This window comes from Bacillus sp. FJAT-44742 (assembly GCF_002797315.1).
In the GTDB taxonomy this organism is placed as follows: Bacteria; Bacillota; Bacilli; order Bacillales; family Marinococcaceae; genus Thalassorhabdus; species Thalassorhabdus alkalitolerans.
Genome location: NZ_KZ454936.1, coordinates 1837609 through 1853479, shown reverse-complemented (window position 1 = coordinate 1853479; position 15871 = coordinate 1837609). Strand labels below are relative to the sequence as shown.

Sequence of the window (15871 nt, the reverse complement as noted above, 5' to 3'; positions counted from 1 at the left end):
TAGACGCAGTATGGAGGTGAGGGCATGGGAAAGATTATTATGCTTAATGATGAGCTTTCAAATAAGATTGCCGCAGGCGAAGTTGTAGAGAGACCAGCTTCTGTGGTGAAAGAGCTGGTTGAAAATTCAATTGATGCTAATAGCTCAAGGATTGAAATTGATGTGGAAGAAGGCGGGCTTTCAAAAATCCGCATCTTAGATGACGGAGAAGGAATGACGAGAGAAGACGCAGAAAATGCTTTTTTCCGCCATGCGACAAGCAAAATAAAAGATGAGCAGGATCTTTTCAAGATTTCCACACTTGGATTTAGAGGAGAAGCTCTGCCAAGTATTGCCTCTGTGTCCCGGCTGACCGTTGAAACCGGAAATGGAGAGGGGCCGGGCACAATGATTCGTTATCAAGGCGGCAAGCGAATCGCCTCCTCTTCTTCAAAAAGCAGGAAGGGAACCGAAATTACGGTTTTGGATTTGTTTTTTAATACGCCAGCCCGCTTAAAGTATATGAAAACCATTCATACAGAGCTCGGCAATATTACGGACGTGGTTAACCGTCAGGCCCTTGCCCATCCGGATATTTCTTTTCGGTTGACTCATAATGGACGCCAGCTGTTATTTACTAATGGAAATGACGATCTGCTCCCGGTGATTGCAGCCATATATGGAAGGCAGACGGCAAGGAAGTTTTTACCTTTATCGGTGAAGACTCTTGATTACGAGATAAAAGGATACATTGCAAAGCCAGAAGTGACCAGAGCCACGCGCCAGTACATTTCTATTTTTATTAATGGACGATATATCAAGCATTTCCCTCTTCACAAAGCCATTGAGAAGGGATACCACACCTTGCTTCCCATTGGCAGGCATCCTCTTGTGGTGCTTCATATTACAATGGATCCGGTTCTTCTTGACGTCAATGTCCATCCCTCTAAATTGGAAGTCCGTTTAAGCAAGGAAGAGGAACTGTTAAAAGCCTGTGAAGAAGGAATACGAAATGCTTTTCGAGGGGAACAGCTGATTCCCCAGGCGGAACTTCCAAAAGCAGCAAAACCAAAATCAGAACAAATAAGTCTCTCTTTGAATCGTTTTTCCTCTTCTTCTGAAACGAGGACACACGCTCCTGAGGATCAGCCTCCTCCCATGGAAAGAAAGATGGTTCCTCCGATTGAAGAAAGGAAAGAAGAGGAAGATGAACATCCGGTGATAGAATCGACGGTTAAAGAATCATATCCACTTTCAGAGCTATCATCTGACGTTCAAAAAGGTACTAAAGATAAAGATTTGAAAGAGACCGAAATACAGGAGGATTGGACGTCAGCAGAAGAAACACAGGCCGCTCGCGTGCCGCCTATGTACCCTATCGGCCAGCTTCACGGGACATATATCTTAGCTCAAAATGAACAAGGATTGTACATTATAGATCAGCATGCAGCTCAAGAACGAATTAAGTATGAATATTTCAAAGAAAAAATTGGAGAAGTAGAACCATACTTGCAAGAGTTGCTGGTTCCTATTACTCTGGAGGTTTCACAGCCTGAAGCAGCCATTCTCGAATCCCACTCAGAAGCATTACAGGAAGTCGGGATCTTTCTGGAGTCTTTTGGTCCTTTAACCTATAGAGTGACGTCTCACCCTGTTTGGTTTCCTATAGGAGAAGAGGAAGAAACCATCAGAGAAATTCTTGATCAGCTTTTTGAGGAAAGAAAGATCGATCTTCATCAGCTTCGTGAAGAAGCAGCTATTCTTATGTCGTGTAAAGCGGCCATCAAAGCGAACAGGCATCTAAAAGAGGAAGAGATCTTTTCCTTACTGGAGACGCTTAGAAAAAGCACAGACCCGTTTACTTGTCCTCACGGACGCCCTATCATTGTTCATTATTCCACCTATGATATGGAAAAAATGTTTAAGAGAATTATGTAGGTTGAAGCACCAGGACAATGATGGTTTTAAGGAGGGAGCTTTGTGGAAAGATATAAGCTTGAAAGTGTCTGGATTGACGGGGAAGAGGTACATTTTCATACAGGTCTGATAAAGGTCCCGAACTCTGGAGAAAATCACTCCTGGACGATTACGATTGAAACGGCCTATAGTGATTTTTTAAGTGATCTGCAGCAGCAAGGGAAGTTAGCCACGATAGAAATGAATGATGAAATTGGCAGAAATCTGAAAGGACGGATATTTGTTTCCAGCTCGTCGTATACAAAGGAGTATCAGCGTTTTTTACTAACTGGAACGGCCCGGCTTTCCGTCTCATAATGTTCACTTTCTCCTCGTTAATCAATCGGGAAATGTGGTATAATAAGTCAAAAAGACGTAAGGGGAGCGTGAAAACATGACAGGATTGGATCTAATCGCGATCTTAGGAATCTCCGCTTTTGTAATTGGAGTTGGTATTATCATGGGGATTTACTTTCTTAAGCAGTCTGAATCAGATAAGTCTTAATTGGACAAGCAAAAAGCACCGGATGCCGGTGCTTTTTTTGGTGCCTCTTTTTGTGGTGCCTGGCACCCTTATCTTATGTAATATTACTGTAACACGGAAGAGAGCAAAACCCTTGGTAGATAGGGATTCTATTATTTTTTAAACTTTGGGTGCCAGGCACCGGCATAAAAAGAAACAGCTGACATAGAAATAAAGAAAAGCTTTCCTATAAAAAGGAGGAAGATACAATGTCGGCTGGTGAACTGCTTCTCATTATCAGTTTATCTACATTTATGCTTGGCATCGGCTTAATGGTTGCTTTTTCATTTTTATACCAGGCAAGAAAAAAAGACAGGTAAAAGAAATGAAAATCGCAGACATGCGGTTTTTTTTCTTTTTAAGGGCTAGGAAGCTTTTTATAGTCAAGTTGCCTCTTCAAGGGGTGAAAAATGGTATACTTGGAAAAGATAAAAAGCAGGTGATACCTTGATCATTACGACAAGTAAACAAGCAAAAGGCAATAAAATACAACGAGCTCAATACCTTGCCGACAAGTGGGAGGTGCCGTTTGTCATTCGCAAAAAGGCATCGATGAAAGCATTATTAAGAGAATGGAATCAGCCGGTCTACGTAGTGGAAAACGATACGGAAAAAATCTATCATCCCGATGAAGAGCATCCGTTTTATTTTCATCCAAGCATGGCCTGGTTGAGAGCAAAACGGCTTCTCAATAATGAAAGGGACACTTTCGTGGAAGCTGCTGGCCTTCAGGAAGGTATGTCGGTATTGGACTGTACAATGGGGCTGGCTTCAGACAGCATAATAGCAAGCTTCTCTGCAGGAAAAAAGGGAAAGGTGACCGCTTTAGAAGGGAATCGGTATATGGCTGAAGCCGTGACCTGGGGACTTAAGGAGTGGAAAAGCGGGAATGACTCTTTTGATGAAGCTTGTCAACGAATAAACGTGGTGGTCTCTGACCATGTAACGTTTCTTCAAAAGCAGCAGTCAGAAAGCTTTGATATCGTATATTTTGACCCTATGTTTCATGAAACGATTGATGCATCGACTCATCTGCATCCCCTCAAAAAGCTTGCATGGTATAATGATTTGACCGCGGAAGCAGTAGAAGAAGGAAAGAGAGTGGCCAAGGAAAGAGTTGTGTTAAAAGATGAGGTCCATAGTCCTCGTTTTCATCGTCATGGCTTTACACCAAGAAAAAGAAAGAGCTCAAAGATTGCTTTTGGAACCATTGAAAAGAAAGAAGGAAACACATGAAGGAAAAATTGATCGCTGTGGTAGGACCGACTGCCGTAGGAAAAACAAAAGCAGGAGTGGAAATCGCCAGGCATTTTAATAGTGAAATCATCAGCGGCGATTCCATGCAAGTTTATAAAGGTCTTGATATCGGAACAGCTAAGGTGACTCCTGAAGAAATGGGGGAGGTCCCCCATCATATGATCAACATTAAAGAGCCAGGTGAATCTTTTACCGCTGCCGAATTTCAGGAAAAAGCCCGCCGTCTGGTTACACATATAAACCAAAAGGGAAGTATACCTATTGTGGTAGGAGGGACCGGATTATACATACGAGCACTGACAAGAAACTTTTCATTTAATGAAGCAGAGAAGGATGAAGATTTCAGAAAGAGCCTGGAGGAGAAAGCAGAGAAATTTGGGAAAGAGGCAGTACACCAAAAGCTTTGGGAAACAGATCCAAAGAGCGCCAAAGAGATCCCGCCTCAAAACCTTAGAAGAGTAATACGTGCTCTTGAAATCCACCATCTGACAGGCAAAACAATGGATCGATTTTACGAACAAGAAGAGGATGAAACGCCCTATGATCTCCAATTGATCGGGTTATCGATGGAGCGTGAAAAATTATATCAACGAATAAATGAACGAGTAGATAAAATGATGAAGGAAGGCCTTCTTGAAGAAGTTCAGTGGCTCTACGATAGAGGGCTTCAAGCCAGCCAGTCAGCTAGAGGAATTGGCTATAAGGAACTTCTTATGCATCTCGAAAGGAAGGTGTCATTGCCAGAAGCCGTAGAGCTGCTGAAAAGAAATTCACGAAGATATGCCAAGCGGCAGTTAACATGGTTTCGAAATAAGGAAAACGTGGAATGGTTTGATATGTCTCAAGACAATTATGATGAAAAAATAATAGAAATGATAAGCTTTTTAGAAGGAAAGTATGAAAAGGGCGTCGAATGAAAAGAAGTAGAGAAAAGAGAAGGGGATGGAAGCACATGAAGCAATCTGTCAATATTCAGGATCAATTTCTGAACACATTACGCAAGGATAATATCCCTGTGACTGTTTTTTTACTTAATGGTTTTCAGCTGCGGGGCACCGTAAAGGCATTTGATAATTTTACAGTTGTACTAGAAAGTGATGGAAAGCAGCAGCTAGTATACAAGCATGCCATTTCTACGTTTTCTCCCCAGCGAAATGTATCATTGCAAATTGACCCGGAGAACGCGAACAACTAAAAGAACATGCTCCTATGGAAACATAGGAGTTGTTTTCTTGCCAGTTATAAAATTTCACGTACCGTATTAAGTGTAATAAAGGTAAATATGTCTGTCTAGGGAGCAGTTCTAACTACCTCCTGTCTAAACAGCCTGACACCCTAATAGTAGGATGTCAGGCTGTTGTTTTTACTGGAAGCCGATTGTTCCACATACTGAATATATTTGGTTAACGTTAAAATAGTGCGTAAACCAAGTTTTTCTTTGACGGCTTCAGGAGGGACCCCCTTTGTAAGTTCATTTACTATATACGTATTTCTAAAATGCTGGGCTGAAAGGCCTTTTCTCACCCCGGCTCTCTCAAGTTCCTGCCTGATCATCTTTTGAATAGCGACCTCAGTAAGCATTTTAGGAGAGTCATTTTCATAAGACCACCGGTATGTTTGTCTTTGAAAATCAAAAGCCACGAATAAGGGGTCATTGTCACGCTTAGGACGGACAGCATCAGGAACGGCCCTTAAATATTGAAAAATCAATGCCTGATCTTTCCTGGAGAGGAGTACTTTTCGGCCGTTTCCCGAATCTTTAGGCACCAGGATAACTTTTTGAGAAAGATTGACATCTTTCATTCGCAGATAAGCCACTTCCTGCAACCTGAGACCATATTTTATAAACAGACGGAGCAACACGATATTACGAGGTGCGAGCAGCGGCCTGGAGGCCTGTTGTTTCACAGACAATCCGGCATCTGAGGAAATAGAATCGAGAAGTTGTTTTTCCTCTAAGGGACTGATTAAGTCTGCTTTTTCCAATTCATTATGGACCGCTTCCTCAATATGAAATCCTTCCATTGGGTTTGAAGAAAGGCGTCCACTGGATTTCAAGTAAGCTCCGTATTGAGCTAGAACTGTTTGAATCCTTTTCAGAGTTCTCAGCTTATATCTTCTTTCCGTCTGCAGAAAGTGAAAATACTCTTCTATATTTTTTAATGTCAATTCATTTTTTTCGTGTTCGTGATCAGTGACTTCGACGAATCGATTAAAATCTGCAAGGTCATATTTGTAACGCTTAATGGTGCTGTCTCGTTTATCTCTGCTTTTTAAAAAGCGGAGGAACTCCTCGGCAGATGCTGACAAAGTAGACATGCTGCTTGTACCTCCTTTTCTTTTTTCCTTATTATAGCAAAGGTCTTCAGCTCTTCGTCACCAATTTTTTCATTTTGCGTATGATATGGGTAAACACCCAACCTGCATAACAGGCTAGTGAAAAGGAAAGCGGGGTGTCAGTCTATGCAGGCTTTTACAAATCGCAGGGAAAATGGGCAAATCCAAGTTCTTTTAAACAGAAGCACTCCTGATAATTCGTTGAAGAATAAAAGTGAAACACAGGAAGTAAGCGGTATAGAAGAACATTACCCTTTGCAGAAAACAGAACAGCGTCTGGATCAGTTAATTGGGTTAACGAACGTAAAAGAATATATACGAGAATTATATGCCTGGATTTATGTCAATCAATGCAGAAAAGATGCAGGACTGAAAACAGAAAAGCAGAACCTTCATATGATCTTTAAAGGAAACCCTGGGACTGGAAAGACAACAGTGGCCCGCATGATGGGTGAAATGTTAAAAGATATGAATGTCCTGTCCAAGGGGCATTTTATTGAAGCTGAACGCGCGGATCTAGTAGGAGAATACATTGGGCAAACAGCTCAGAAAACAAGGGAGATCATAAAAAAGGCCGTCGGCGGTGTGTTGTTTATCGATGAGGCTTATTCTCTGTCTCGCGGTGGGGAAAAGGATTTTGGCAAAGAAGCGATTGATACGTTAGTTAACACTATCGCACGGCTTTTGACTAAAACCGTAACCGCATATGAAGGGGCCGAGAAAAAAGACAAGGAAAAGGGAATCAGGTATACTGAAGTCATACATAAGGATTCAAGAAGTGAGTTGTAGAATAGAGGAGTAAAGAGTGAGAGAACAACAAACGGCAGGTGTTATCGCTGCGATATCAGCATATTTGCTATGGGGATTTTTACCCTTATATTGGAAAGTTTTAAGTGAGGTTCCTTCAAGTGAAGTGTTAGCCCAGAGAATTATCTGGTCTCTCTTGTTTATGATGGCAGCTTTATTTGTTATGGGCAGATTAAAAGATGTCCTTCAGGAAGTAAAAGGGGTTTTTGCATCAAAACAAAAGACTGGGGCTGTGATTTTAGCTTCGCTTTTTATTTCTACAAACTGGTTTATCTTCATATTTGCTGTAAACAGTGACAGGGTAATTGAGGCAAGTTTAGGGTACTATATTAATCCATTGATCAACGTATTATTGGCAGCCGTTTTTCTAAAGGAACGACTGACCATGGGAGAAAAATCGGCATTTATATTGGCAGCCGCAGGGGTTTTTCTTTTAACAACACAGTATGAAGGCTTTCCCTGGGCAGCATTAGCTCTGGCTTTAAGCTTCGGTTGTTATGGATTGATAAAAAAAGTAGTGAACCTTGGCGCATGGGCAGGGCTGACCATTGAAACGTTAATGGTCACGCCATTTGCTTTATTATTTATATTTTTCTTTGTCGAGGGCGAAGGATTTATTAGGCATTACGAGATTAAACAATCCTTGCTGTTAATAGGAGCAGGAGCTGTTACAGCAATCCCTTTATTGTTGTTTGCTGCTGGGGCAAGGCGGATCTCTTTTTCTTTAATTGGTTTTTTACAGTATTTGGCTCCTACAATTATGCTGGGGCTAGGGGTATTTCTTTTTCATGAACCATTTTCCGGTCTTCAGCTGGCTTCATTCATCATTATTTGGATAGGATTGTTTATTTTTACAATCTCACGCTCAGCAGTTTTCCGAAAGGAGAAAAGGAAGAAGCGTGACATCCAAAGGGAAACAAAAATGTCCGGCTGACCGCTAATGATAATTAATTTATTTTGATAATAATTATAAATAGTGATATGATGTAATAGAAAATAAGAAAACTTGAGGGGGATATCTCATGTCAAATGAACTAATTAATTTATTAAACACTCAATTAGCAAACTGGAATGTGTTGTACACAAAGCTTCATAATTATCACTGGAACGTAACGGGCAGTGACTTTTTTACTCTCCATGCAAAGTTTGAAGAATTTTACAATGAAGCAGGCACGTATATAGACGAAATAGCTGAAAGAATATTAACAATCAATGGCAGGCCGATTGCTACACTTAAGGAATACCTTGAGCATTCCACGATAGAGGAAGCATCTGGCACAGAAGATTCAACGGAAATGGTGAAGGCTGTAGTAAATGATTTTACACACTTGATAATAGAGGCAAACGATGTGATTGAGAATGCTGAAGCCAATAACGATGAGTCTACAGCCGATATGTTTATTCAGATAAAAACATCCTTAGAGCAGCATGCATGGATGTTGAATGCCTTCTTGGGAAAGTAAATGACTAATGGACTTTTGCGTTATGCAAAAGTCTTTTTTTGTGGGGGGTTCTGCTTCGGGGATTGTTTGAACAATGATGGCGAGCGAGGTAGTTGTATAATTATAGGCATGTGCCTTTTTTCCATTCATACAATGAAGTATGAATGGGGGTGGGTGTGTGGAAAAGGTACTCTTATTTGCAGATCCGGGTATTGATGATTCCGTGGCGATCATATATGCACTGCTTCATCCTAGTATTGACGTCATTGGAATTGTAGCAGGTTACGGGAATGTGGAGAGAGACCAAGCTGTTCAAAATGCAGCGTATCTCATATCTTTAGCAGGAAGAAGTGATATTCCTCTCTTTGCAGGAGGCGAATTCCCTTTAACAGGAGAAGTTGCCCCTTATTATCCTGAGATTCATGGAGAAGAAGGACTCGGTCCCATTGTCCCTCCAGAAGGCATTCCTGCAGAATTGCTTCCTTTTACAGAGCTGTTTCCTTTGATAGAAGAACATAAAGAAGAATTAACGATTATTGATATAGGACGGTCTACTTCCTTGGCACTGGCATTTGTGTTGCAAAATGAGTTAATGAGTGAAGTGAAAAGGTTCATTATTATGGGAGGAGCCTTTCTAGTTCCTGGCAATGTCACTTCCCTTGCTGAAGCAAACTTCTTCATTGATCCTGTTGCCACTCAGGTGATCTTAACGAGAGCTCGTCCTCTTACCATCATACCTTTAAACGTGACCAGCTACGCGTTAGTCACAAATGATATGATAGAAGAAGTTACCGAAACTAATTATAATCCTTTTACGTTTTTAATTAGGCCTGTTTTCGATTATTACGCTTCTGCTTATCAGGAGCTTGCACCCGGTATAGAAGGTGCACCTTTTCATGATGTGGCAGCAGTAATGGCTTCACAGTATAATGGAATGTTTGATTATATTAAAAAGGATGTCAGTATTTCGTTAGAGGGAGAAACGAGAGGGTTAAGTATAGCTGACTTCAGGCCGGGGGCTGAGGCAGGAGATATTAGCATTGCTGTCAATATGGATTACCCTAGTTTTAGAAATTCCTTTGTCAATGTATTAAAAAGAAGACTGTAATAGTTTACTATAGAAAAGACGCTCTTTTAAGAGCGTCTTTGTACTATGTATTTTGTTTTTGCTTAGTAAGGCGTTCAGCGATCGGCGAGGAAGAAGTATCTAATTCATAACGGATACCTATTTCCACTAAAGCCTGCTGTAAGGTAGCAAATGTTTTAACATTTGAGAAGTTAACCCCTAACGACACAACTGTTTGGGCAATAGCAGGGCTTAGTCCAGTTAAAATAGCTTCTACCCCAAGAAGACGAAGGGCGTTGATGACCTGGAAGATGTGATGGGAGACCATAGTATCTACCATTGGAACGCCGGAGACATCAATAATTAAATACTTTAGTTTTAATTCTCTGCTTTGCTCTAGTGATTTTTCCATGACCATTTTTGCGCGGTGAGTATCGATTTCACCTGTTATCGGCAATACGGCAATATTCCCGGCAATAGGCACCACTGGAACTGACAACTCCTGAATCGACTCCTGGGCGGCCTTCATTAGCCGTTCGTTTTGTTGTACGTAATGCCGGCTGTAGATCTTCATTATCTCTTCCAAAATAACGTCAACTTTCTTTGTAGCTTGTAGAACAGCGGAAGCAGAAATATCGCTTTCCTTAATTTGTGTTTCAAAAAAGTCCCATAAGAGACTTCTGTATTTTGGCAGATTATTCATTGCTTCATCTATAGACAAACCAAACGAAACAGTACTATCAGCAATTGACTTCATCCAGGGGCGTATTTCTTCTAACACAGTATTTTCATCTTTAATAAAAATGTCCCCTAGAAATTGAAATAATTCAATTCTCCACTTTCTAACTTTCTCTTCATCTAAGTAGGAACGGCCGCTAGTTATTTTTTCCGTAATACTCTCTGCAAATACTTCTTTCTCATTTATGATCTTCTCTCCAAGTAATTTAAGATCATCTGACATGTTATCCCTCCTTTCTATTCTATAGCCATTTTAAAGAAAACATCACAGAATTACAAAAGAGAAGGATGATCCGATGTGAATCAATACTTGAGATAAATGGGATGTAAGAAGTGAAAAAGGGCTCAGCGTCCGTTTTTAATGCATCTAAGGAACGCTGAACCTTAAGTATGAAAAATGGCTCCACCAGCAGGACTCGAACCTGCGACATATCGGTTAACAGCCGACCACTCTACCAGCTGAGTTATGGTGGAACGTTGTTCACTTTGAGCTGCCTTAGTATCTTATCCACCTCTTAATTTTTTATACAAGAAAACAATAAGCAAGGATTACTATAGTCTTGAAATAATTTTTCTCTTTTATTGAATGATTAAGATTAACATGTCCAGGGTACACGCAGTAATGTAGACACACCATAACTTACACATTACAAAGGAGGATTACGTCATGGATAAGAAGATTATTGGTGGTGTATTTAGAAATGAACAAGATGCGGTAAATGCTATTGAAGGATTAGAAAAAAACGGGTATAACAAAGATGATATTTCAATTTTTGTAAAAAATGATGAAGATGCGGATGCAATTGAGGATAAAACAGATGCCAATGTGACGGATAATGCTGATGACAATAACCGTGGCAAAGGTGCCGGGAAAGGACTTGGAATTGGTGCAGGAAGCGGTGCTGTATTAGGCGGCATAGCAGGTCTTGGCGTTCTGGCGATCCCTGGTATTGGACCAATTGCTGCAGTAGGTCCGATTGCAGCTGCAATCGAAGGTGGTGCAATTGGTGCAGCAGGCGGCGGTATTGTAGGTGCCCTTACTGGCGCTGGCGTTCCGGAAGAAGAAGCTAAAGAATATGATAAATACCTTGAAGAGGGAAATATTCTTGTACTAGTTGAAGCAGACGAAAAGCAAGAGTCATCTGTTTATGATACCTTTACCACTCATAATACAGTAAATACAGATATGTATCCTGATTATGCTGGCAGAGACAAAAATAACTTATAATCGGCCATTGAGATAATAACTGAATCAAAAGTAAAAAGAGGCTGGGACATAACCCAGCGAATAAGAAAGGCCCTCACTATCCGGTGAGAGCCTTTTTTTTGTCTCCAGTATTTTAGTAGTTGCTTGTTCAAAATATACTCTCTTGCACTTAAAGGCAGAAGGGAGACATCCGTTCAGCTTCATTTCATTCGCTTTCGTCCACCCGGATAGCCAAACTGTTTTGAATCAAAAAACTCCAATTATTTCCGATTCTTTTCTATAGGAAGGGGTGAGGCAAAGAAAAAATTTATTCGCCTTTTCTTACCAGCAACACATCACATGAGGCCCGTCTTGCGATATTTTCAGATACGCTTCCTATCAAGAATCGTTCCGCAGCATTCAATCCTGTAGCTCCAACGACAATAAGATCAGCATGATAAAGAGGTGCAATGCTTTTTGTGATTTTAATTTTAGGAGAACCAAAATCCAAGGCAGTAGAAACATTTTCTATTCCTGCTGCTTCTGCTTCCAGTTTGTATTGCTCCAATAATTCTTTCCCGTATTCCTCAGCTTTTGATACAACCGTTCGGTCATATTGTTCAATGGTGGCAAATACCCTTGTGTCAATGATATGAGTAATGATAAGATTTGCTTCACTTTCTTTCGCTATAGAAATAGCTTTCTTTAAAGCGAGCTTAGCTTCCTCGGAACCATCTACAGCCGTCACGATATTTTTATAATTTGAAATCATTTGAAATCACTCCTTATTTATTATCCTTTGCTTTATTCTACAAGACAATCAAACCTTCTATAGTGAGAAAGATCACATGACTTTGCTTTTTTTCTAGTAAACGTTTATAACCTGCAAATTTCTAACGGGCATGTTGATGGGCATCCGCAAATTTTCTTCAGTTCACATAGGTTTTTTATGACAATGAACCCATTATCCATAGTGAGAATTCCTTCATTTTTCCAGGAGTTAAGTGTTCGATTGACACTTTCTCTTGTTAAACCAATAAATTCTCCTATTTCAGTATTAGTTAATTTGATTTTTAACCTGATCCCATCTGTGTCAACTATCCCATACGTATTACTCATGCGTATTAACGTAGAAGCCAAAGCGCCGCTTTTTCCATATAAAAGGAGGTCCCTGATCTTTGTTTCATTTAGTCTATTTGTCATACTAAGCCAGTTCATATATTCCACAGCAAACGTGCCAACATTTTGTAAAAGTGCTTCAATCTCTTTTTTATGAATGAACGCTACTTTGCAGTCTTCAATAATTTCACTGCTGGCATTGTGAACCTCTTCGGAGAACCCAAACTCTCCTAGAAGGTCCCCTTTTTGCTTTAAAGCCATGGTAATTTCCTTTCCATCTTCCATCGTTCTTTTCAGTTTTACTTTTCCTGAGTAAATATAATACAGTTGATCAGCGTAATCACCTTCCATATATAGAAAGCTTCCTTTTTTAAACGTTCTTGGCGAGGAAAATTTATTTTTAAGGTGTTGAAAATTGGTATCGGACAGGTAGTGATGAATCGTTCCGGTTCCTTGGGTTTTTTGTCTCTCCTGAAAACGATTTATCTCTTGAACAGTTATAGCCATTTTCGCCATCTCCCTTACGTCGTTCTTGTTAACTTAATCATGCCAAAATGTATTAGAAAATGTTATCAGGGAACCTCCCTATTTCTCTGCATATTTTTCCTGATTTTAATATGAGGTACATCACATTATTAAGGGAAATAAAGATTAAAAAGCCACTTATAGCCCGCACCTAAAAAACAAGATGAGAAGTGAGGAGTAGGGGATTTCCCTGAAGGGAAAGCAGGAACAGTGCAGAAATTATGTAGGAAATGCCTTAGTACAAAAGGTAATTTTGGTACAATAACAATAAAGGATGTAAGATTTTGAGAGTAAAAGGGGAATGGGTATGATTAACGTCTTAGTAGTAGATGATCATATGGTAGTAAGGTCCGGCCTTAAAACATTATTAGATGGAAAACATGAGATAAGAGTCATCGGGGAGGCCGCGGATGGTGAAGAAGCAATAGAGAAGGTAAAAGAATTAGCTCCGAATGTTGTGCTGATGGACTTAAGCATGCCTCATGGGATGGGCGGCCTTGAAGCAACAACTGAATTAAAAAAAACCGCCCCCTCTGTTTCAGTCCTGATTTTAACGATGCACGATGATGAAGAATACTTATTCCAAGCCATCCATGCTGGGGCATCAGGGTACCTGTTAAAGAGCGCTCCCCACGAGGACCTTGTTTCGGCCATTACCTCTGTTTCAGCTGGTGAGGCCTATTTATCTCCAGAAGCAACCAAAAAACTCATGAATCAGTACAATGAGGGGAAAAGCAGTTCTTCCTTTGAAGTATTATCTGAACGGGAAAGGGAAGTTTTGGAGTTTATTGCAAAAGGTTACTCCAACAAAGAAATTGGGGAACAGCTTGTGATCAGTGTTAAAACAGTGGAATCACACAAAAGTAATTTAATGGAAAAGCTAGGGTTGAAGACGAAGCCTGATTTAGTGAAATACGCTTCAAAGAAGGGGCTGATTAAATTTGATTAAAAGAGAGTCGGAAACCCTTCTTTCAGATATCAAAAGAATAGAAGATCCCCAATTTCGTAAGGCACTGCAGAACACCTTAAAAGAGCTGACAGATTTAAAATTTGCATTAGATGAATCAACCATTGTAGCCATCACAGACCATAGAGGAAAAATCATATACGTAAACGATAAGTTTTGTGAGATCTCTAAATACAATAGAGAGGAAGTATTGGGAAAAGATCACCGCATTATTAATTCAGGTTATCACAGCAAGGAGTTTATGAAAGGACTGTGGCAGACGATCCTTTCTGGAAATGTGTGGAAGGGGGAAATAAAAAATAAAGCAAAAGATCATACTTATTACTGGGTTAACACTACCATCGTGCCTTTTTTAGACGAAAATAATAAGCCGTATCAATTTCTTGCGATCCGGAATGAAGTAACGAAATTAAAAAAAACAGAAGAAGAATTAAAGCAAATGATGAAAAAGGTTATAGGAATTCAGGAAGAAGAAAGAAAACGCTTCTCCAGAGAACTACATGACGGTATTGGCCAAAGCTTATATTCACTGCTTATTCAAATGGATCAATTGATTAGTGAAGGGGATCAGGAAAGAGTCACTGCCCTTCGGGAACAAGTAACATATATTATTGAAGAGGTACGGAATATGGCTTGGGAGCTGAGGCCTGCTGTTTTAGATGACTTGGGTATAGTACCTGCAGTTCGTAAATATGTAACTAATTTTTCAAATCATTATGGGATCATGATTGACACAGAATTTGATGTGAAAACAAGGCTTGAAATAGAAAAAGAAACTGCAATTTACCGAATCATCCAGGAGTCATTAACCAATATAGCAAAGTATGCCGATGTCTCCAGAGCGTATGTGTCGATAATAGAAAAACAAAAGGAGATAGAAATCTTCATTATTGACAAGGGCAAAGGGTTCGTTCGCAACCGCCACCATAAAGGAGTAGGGTTGTTTAGTATGGAGGAAAGAGCGAACGCTATTGATGCTCATTTCTCACTGCAAACGGAAAAAAACAAGGGGACAAGTATTTCCTTGCAGGTTCCTAAGGAGTCACCATAAAAGAACAGGAAACAGAAAACCGGGTTACTTCCCGGTTTTTTTGTTGACTTGTTTAAAAGTATTAGTGTACTATTTAACTAGTACACTAATACAGAAGGAGTGAACTAAGGTATGAATAAATGGCTGAAACTTGTTCAAAAAGAATTTAAAACGACTCAAGTACTTTTTTACTTTGGACTTGTTTTAATTGGGGCTGTCCTTGTATTTGCTTATTTTTTAGCTCGAGGAAATCCAGGGACTGACACGCCGACTTTAATGCTCATTTTTTTAACGGGCGGTCTTTTTATGCATGTCTTTTATGCACCTGCTTACCTTTTCATTAACATGCAACAGGAACTGAAGACACTTCATCTCTGGCTTCACACGCCAAGGCCGGGGTGGCAGCTGTTAGCTGCGAAAATAACAGCTGCCCTCACAGCATTGACAATAAATTTGTTTATTAATGGCCTGCTGTTTTTAATGTTTACAGCTTATCTATTAGATGCTGATATGATTCCAAGTGCCGCTGAAGTGATCCAGCTGATTACGTTAAGCTTTTTGGTTATTTTAGGGGTTTCCACATTGATTGCTATGTGGGTTTTATTTTACTATTCCGTGTATTTTGCTTTGCGGAGAACGATCGGCCGCCTAGGGTGGATAGCAGTCATCCTAGTCGTTATGGCAATTTCCTGGGTGTATGTGAGATATATAGATTCAGCGATGTACGCAGCATTAACGAGCTGGGGTGAAATTGAACTTAGTTTCGAAACAGGTTTGTTTCAGCAAACTCAATACTTTATCGAGAGCGGAAATGCAGAAGTCACCGTAGGAAGTGGTATAGGTGTTATCACTTTAGGATTGTTTGTTTACCATGCTGTTGAATTTCTGCTGTTATTCTTATTCACATCCTGGCTCATCGACAAGAAGGCGGAGGTGTAA

At 40.1% G+C, this 15871-nt stretch carries 16 protein-coding genes, 1 tRNA gene and 1 pseudogene; 13 read left to right on the top strand and 5 right to left on the bottom strand.

The window, feature by feature from the left end; all coding sequences use genetic code 11:
* Nucleotides 1–24: 24 nt before the first annotated feature.
* From mutL to hfq, 5 genes are all read left to right on the top strand, one after another.
* Nucleotides 25–1917, top strand: a complete 1893-nt coding sequence (gene mutL / locus CEF17_RS09190) for a DNA mismatch repair endonuclease MutL (RefSeq protein WP_100399269.1) — start codon at nucleotides 25–27, stop codon at nucleotides 1915–1917.
* 42 nt (nucleotides 1918–1959) lie between these two features.
* Nucleotides 1960–2253 (top strand): hypothetical protein, encoded by a 294-nt coding sequence (locus tag CEF17_RS09185; protein WP_100399268.1) that lies wholly within the window; start codon nucleotides 1960–1962, stop codon nucleotides 2251–2253.
* A gap of 652 nt (nucleotides 2254–2905) precedes the next feature.
* Nucleotides 2906–3694, top strand: a complete 789-nt coding sequence (locus CEF17_RS09180) for a class I SAM-dependent methyltransferase (RefSeq protein ID WP_100399267.1) — start codon at nucleotides 2906–2908, stop codon at nucleotides 3692–3694.
* Complete coding sequence (gene miaA, locus CEF17_RS09175; RefSeq protein ID WP_100399266.1) at nucleotides 3691–4632, top strand: tRNA (adenosine(37)-N6)-dimethylallyltransferase MiaA; 942 nt, start codon at nucleotides 3691–3693, stop codon at nucleotides 4630–4632. The genes CEF17_RS09180 and miaA overlap by 4 nt, the downstream gene beginning before the upstream one ends.
* Nucleotides 4633–4667: 35 nt before the next feature.
* Nucleotides 4668–4910, top strand: a complete 243-nt coding sequence (hfq, locus tag CEF17_RS09170) for an RNA chaperone Hfq (protein WP_054635421.1) — start codon at nucleotides 4668–4670, stop codon at nucleotides 4908–4910.
* A 140-nt stretch (nucleotides 4911–5050) separates the two neighbouring features.
* Here the strand turns inward: hfq and CEF17_RS09165 are convergent, their stop codons facing one another.
* Nucleotides 5051–6034, bottom strand: a complete 984-nt coding sequence (locus CEF17_RS09165) for a tyrosine-type recombinase/integrase (RefSeq protein ID WP_100399265.1) — start codon at nucleotides 6032–6034, stop codon at nucleotides 5051–5053.
* 144 nt (nucleotides 6035–6178) lie between these two features.
* Between CEF17_RS09165 and CEF17_RS09160 the strand changes: the two are divergent.
* From CEF17_RS09160 to CEF17_RS09145, 4 genes and pseudogenes are all read left to right on the top strand, one after another.
* Nucleotides 6179–6778: pseudogene (locus CEF17_RS09160) on the top strand (AAA family ATPase); the annotation flags it as partial.
* Nucleotides 6779–6857: 79 nt separating this feature from the next.
* Complete coding sequence (gene rarD, locus CEF17_RS09155) at nucleotides 6858–7793, top strand: EamA family transporter RarD (protein ID WP_100399263.1); 936 nt, start codon at nucleotides 6858–6860, stop codon at nucleotides 7791–7793.
* 88 nt (nucleotides 7794–7881) lie between these two features.
* Nucleotides 7882–8322, top strand: a complete 441-nt coding sequence (locus CEF17_RS09150) for a Dps family protein (RefSeq protein ID WP_100399262.1) — start codon at nucleotides 7882–7884, stop codon at nucleotides 8320–8322.
* Between the two features lie 157 nt (nucleotides 8323–8479).
* On the top strand, nucleotides 8480–9409 hold the full coding sequence (locus CEF17_RS09145; protein ID WP_100399261.1) for a nucleoside hydrolase: 930 nt from the start codon (nucleotides 8480–8482) through the stop codon (nucleotides 9407–9409).
* Between the two features lie 43 nt (nucleotides 9410–9452).
* On the opposite strand, the gene CEF17_RS09140 is transcribed toward CEF17_RS09145, so the two are convergent.
* Both CEF17_RS09140 and CEF17_RS09135 read right to left on the bottom strand, forming a co-directional pair.
* Complete coding sequence (locus CEF17_RS09140; RefSeq protein ID WP_100399260.1) at nucleotides 9453–10328, bottom strand: STAS domain-containing protein; 876 nt, start codon at nucleotides 10326–10328, stop codon at nucleotides 9453–9455.
* Nucleotides 10329–10503: 175 nt separating this feature from the next.
* Nucleotides 10504–10579, bottom strand: a tRNA-Asn gene (locus tag CEF17_RS09135).
* A gap of 193 nt (nucleotides 10580–10772) precedes the next feature.
* Here CEF17_RS09135 and CEF17_RS09130 point away from each other — a divergent pair.
* Complete coding sequence (locus tag CEF17_RS09130; RefSeq protein ID WP_100399259.1) at nucleotides 10773–11333, top strand: general stress protein; 561 nt, start codon at nucleotides 10773–10775, stop codon at nucleotides 11331–11333.
* 286 nt (nucleotides 11334–11619) lie between these two features.
* On the opposite strand, the gene CEF17_RS09125 is transcribed toward CEF17_RS09130, so the two are convergent.
* Entirely contained in the window at nucleotides 11620–12063 is a 444-nt protein-coding gene (locus tag CEF17_RS09125; RefSeq protein ID WP_100399258.1) for a universal stress protein, read from the bottom strand.
* 104 nt (nucleotides 12064–12167) lie between these two features.
* Nucleotides 12168–12917: a Crp/Fnr family transcriptional regulator gene (locus CEF17_RS09120; protein ID WP_198508936.1), complete on the bottom strand. Its 750-nt coding sequence runs from the start codon at nucleotides 12915–12917 to the stop codon at nucleotides 12168–12170.
* Nucleotides 12918–13242: 325 nt separating this feature from the next.
* On the opposite strand from CEF17_RS09120, the gene CEF17_RS09115 reads away from it, so the two are divergent.
* The 3 genes from CEF17_RS09115 to CEF17_RS09105 all read left to right on the top strand — a co-directional run bounded on the left by CEF17_RS09115 (nucleotide 13243) and on the right by CEF17_RS09105 (nucleotide 15871).
* On the top strand, nucleotides 13243–13884 hold the full coding sequence (locus CEF17_RS09115) for a response regulator (RefSeq protein ID WP_100399256.1): 642 nt from the start codon (nucleotides 13243–13245) through the stop codon (nucleotides 13882–13884).
* Nucleotides 13877–14953 (top strand): PAS domain-containing sensor histidine kinase, encoded by a 1077-nt coding sequence (locus CEF17_RS09110; protein WP_100399255.1) that lies wholly within the window; start codon nucleotides 13877–13879, stop codon nucleotides 14951–14953. Before CEF17_RS09115 ends, CEF17_RS09110 begins: the two co-directional genes overlap by 8 nt.
* 111 nt (nucleotides 14954–15064) lie before the next feature.
* The gene (locus CEF17_RS09105) at nucleotides 15065–15871 is read left to right on the top strand and encodes a hypothetical protein (RefSeq protein WP_100399254.1); all 807 of its coding nucleotides are present in this window, start codon (nucleotides 15065–15067) and stop codon (nucleotides 15869–15871) included.

What these genes read in the sequence shown, in the direction of transcription:
- CEF17_RS09130 (WP_100399259.1), top strand. Translation starts at nt 10,773, where the DNA reads ATGGATAAGAAGATTATTGGTGGTGTATTTAGAAATGAACAAGATGCG.
- CEF17_RS09120 (WP_198508936.1), bottom strand. Translation starts at nt 12,917, where the DNA reads ATGGCTATAACTGTTCAAGAGATAAATCGTTTTCAGGAGAGACAAAAA.
- CEF17_RS09140 (WP_100399260.1), bottom strand. Translation starts at nt 10,328, where the DNA reads ATGTCAGATGATCTTAAATTACTTGGAGAGAAGATCATAAATGAGAAA.
- CEF17_RS09165 (WP_100399265.1), bottom strand. Translation starts at nt 6,034, where the DNA reads ATGTCTACTTTGTCAGCATCTGCCGAGGAGTTCCTCCGCTTTTTAAAA.
- CEF17_RS09125 (WP_100399258.1), bottom strand. Translation starts at nt 12,063, where the DNA reads ATGATTTCAAATTATAAAAATATCGTGACGGCTGTAGATGGTTCCGAG.
- hfq (WP_054635421.1), top strand. Translation starts at nt 4,668, where the DNA reads ATGAAGCAATCTGTCAATATTCAGGATCAATTTCTGAACACATTACGC.
- CEF17_RS09150 (WP_100399262.1), top strand. Translation starts at nt 7,882, where the DNA reads ATGTCAAATGAACTAATTAATTTATTAAACACTCAATTAGCAAACTGG.
- CEF17_RS09105 (WP_100399254.1), top strand. Translation starts at nt 15,065, where the DNA reads ATGAATAAATGGCTGAAACTTGTTCAAAAAGAATTTAAAACGACTCAA.
- CEF17_RS09115 (WP_100399256.1), top strand. Translation starts at nt 13,243, where the DNA reads ATGATTAACGTCTTAGTAGTAGATGATCATATGGTAGTAAGGTCCGGC.
- miaA (WP_100399266.1), top strand. Translation starts at nt 3,691, where the DNA reads ATGAAGGAAAAATTGATCGCTGTGGTAGGACCGACTGCCGTAGGAAAA.
- mutL (WP_100399269.1), top strand. Translation starts at nt 25, where the DNA reads ATGGGAAAGATTATTATGCTTAATGATGAGCTTTCAAATAAGATTGCC.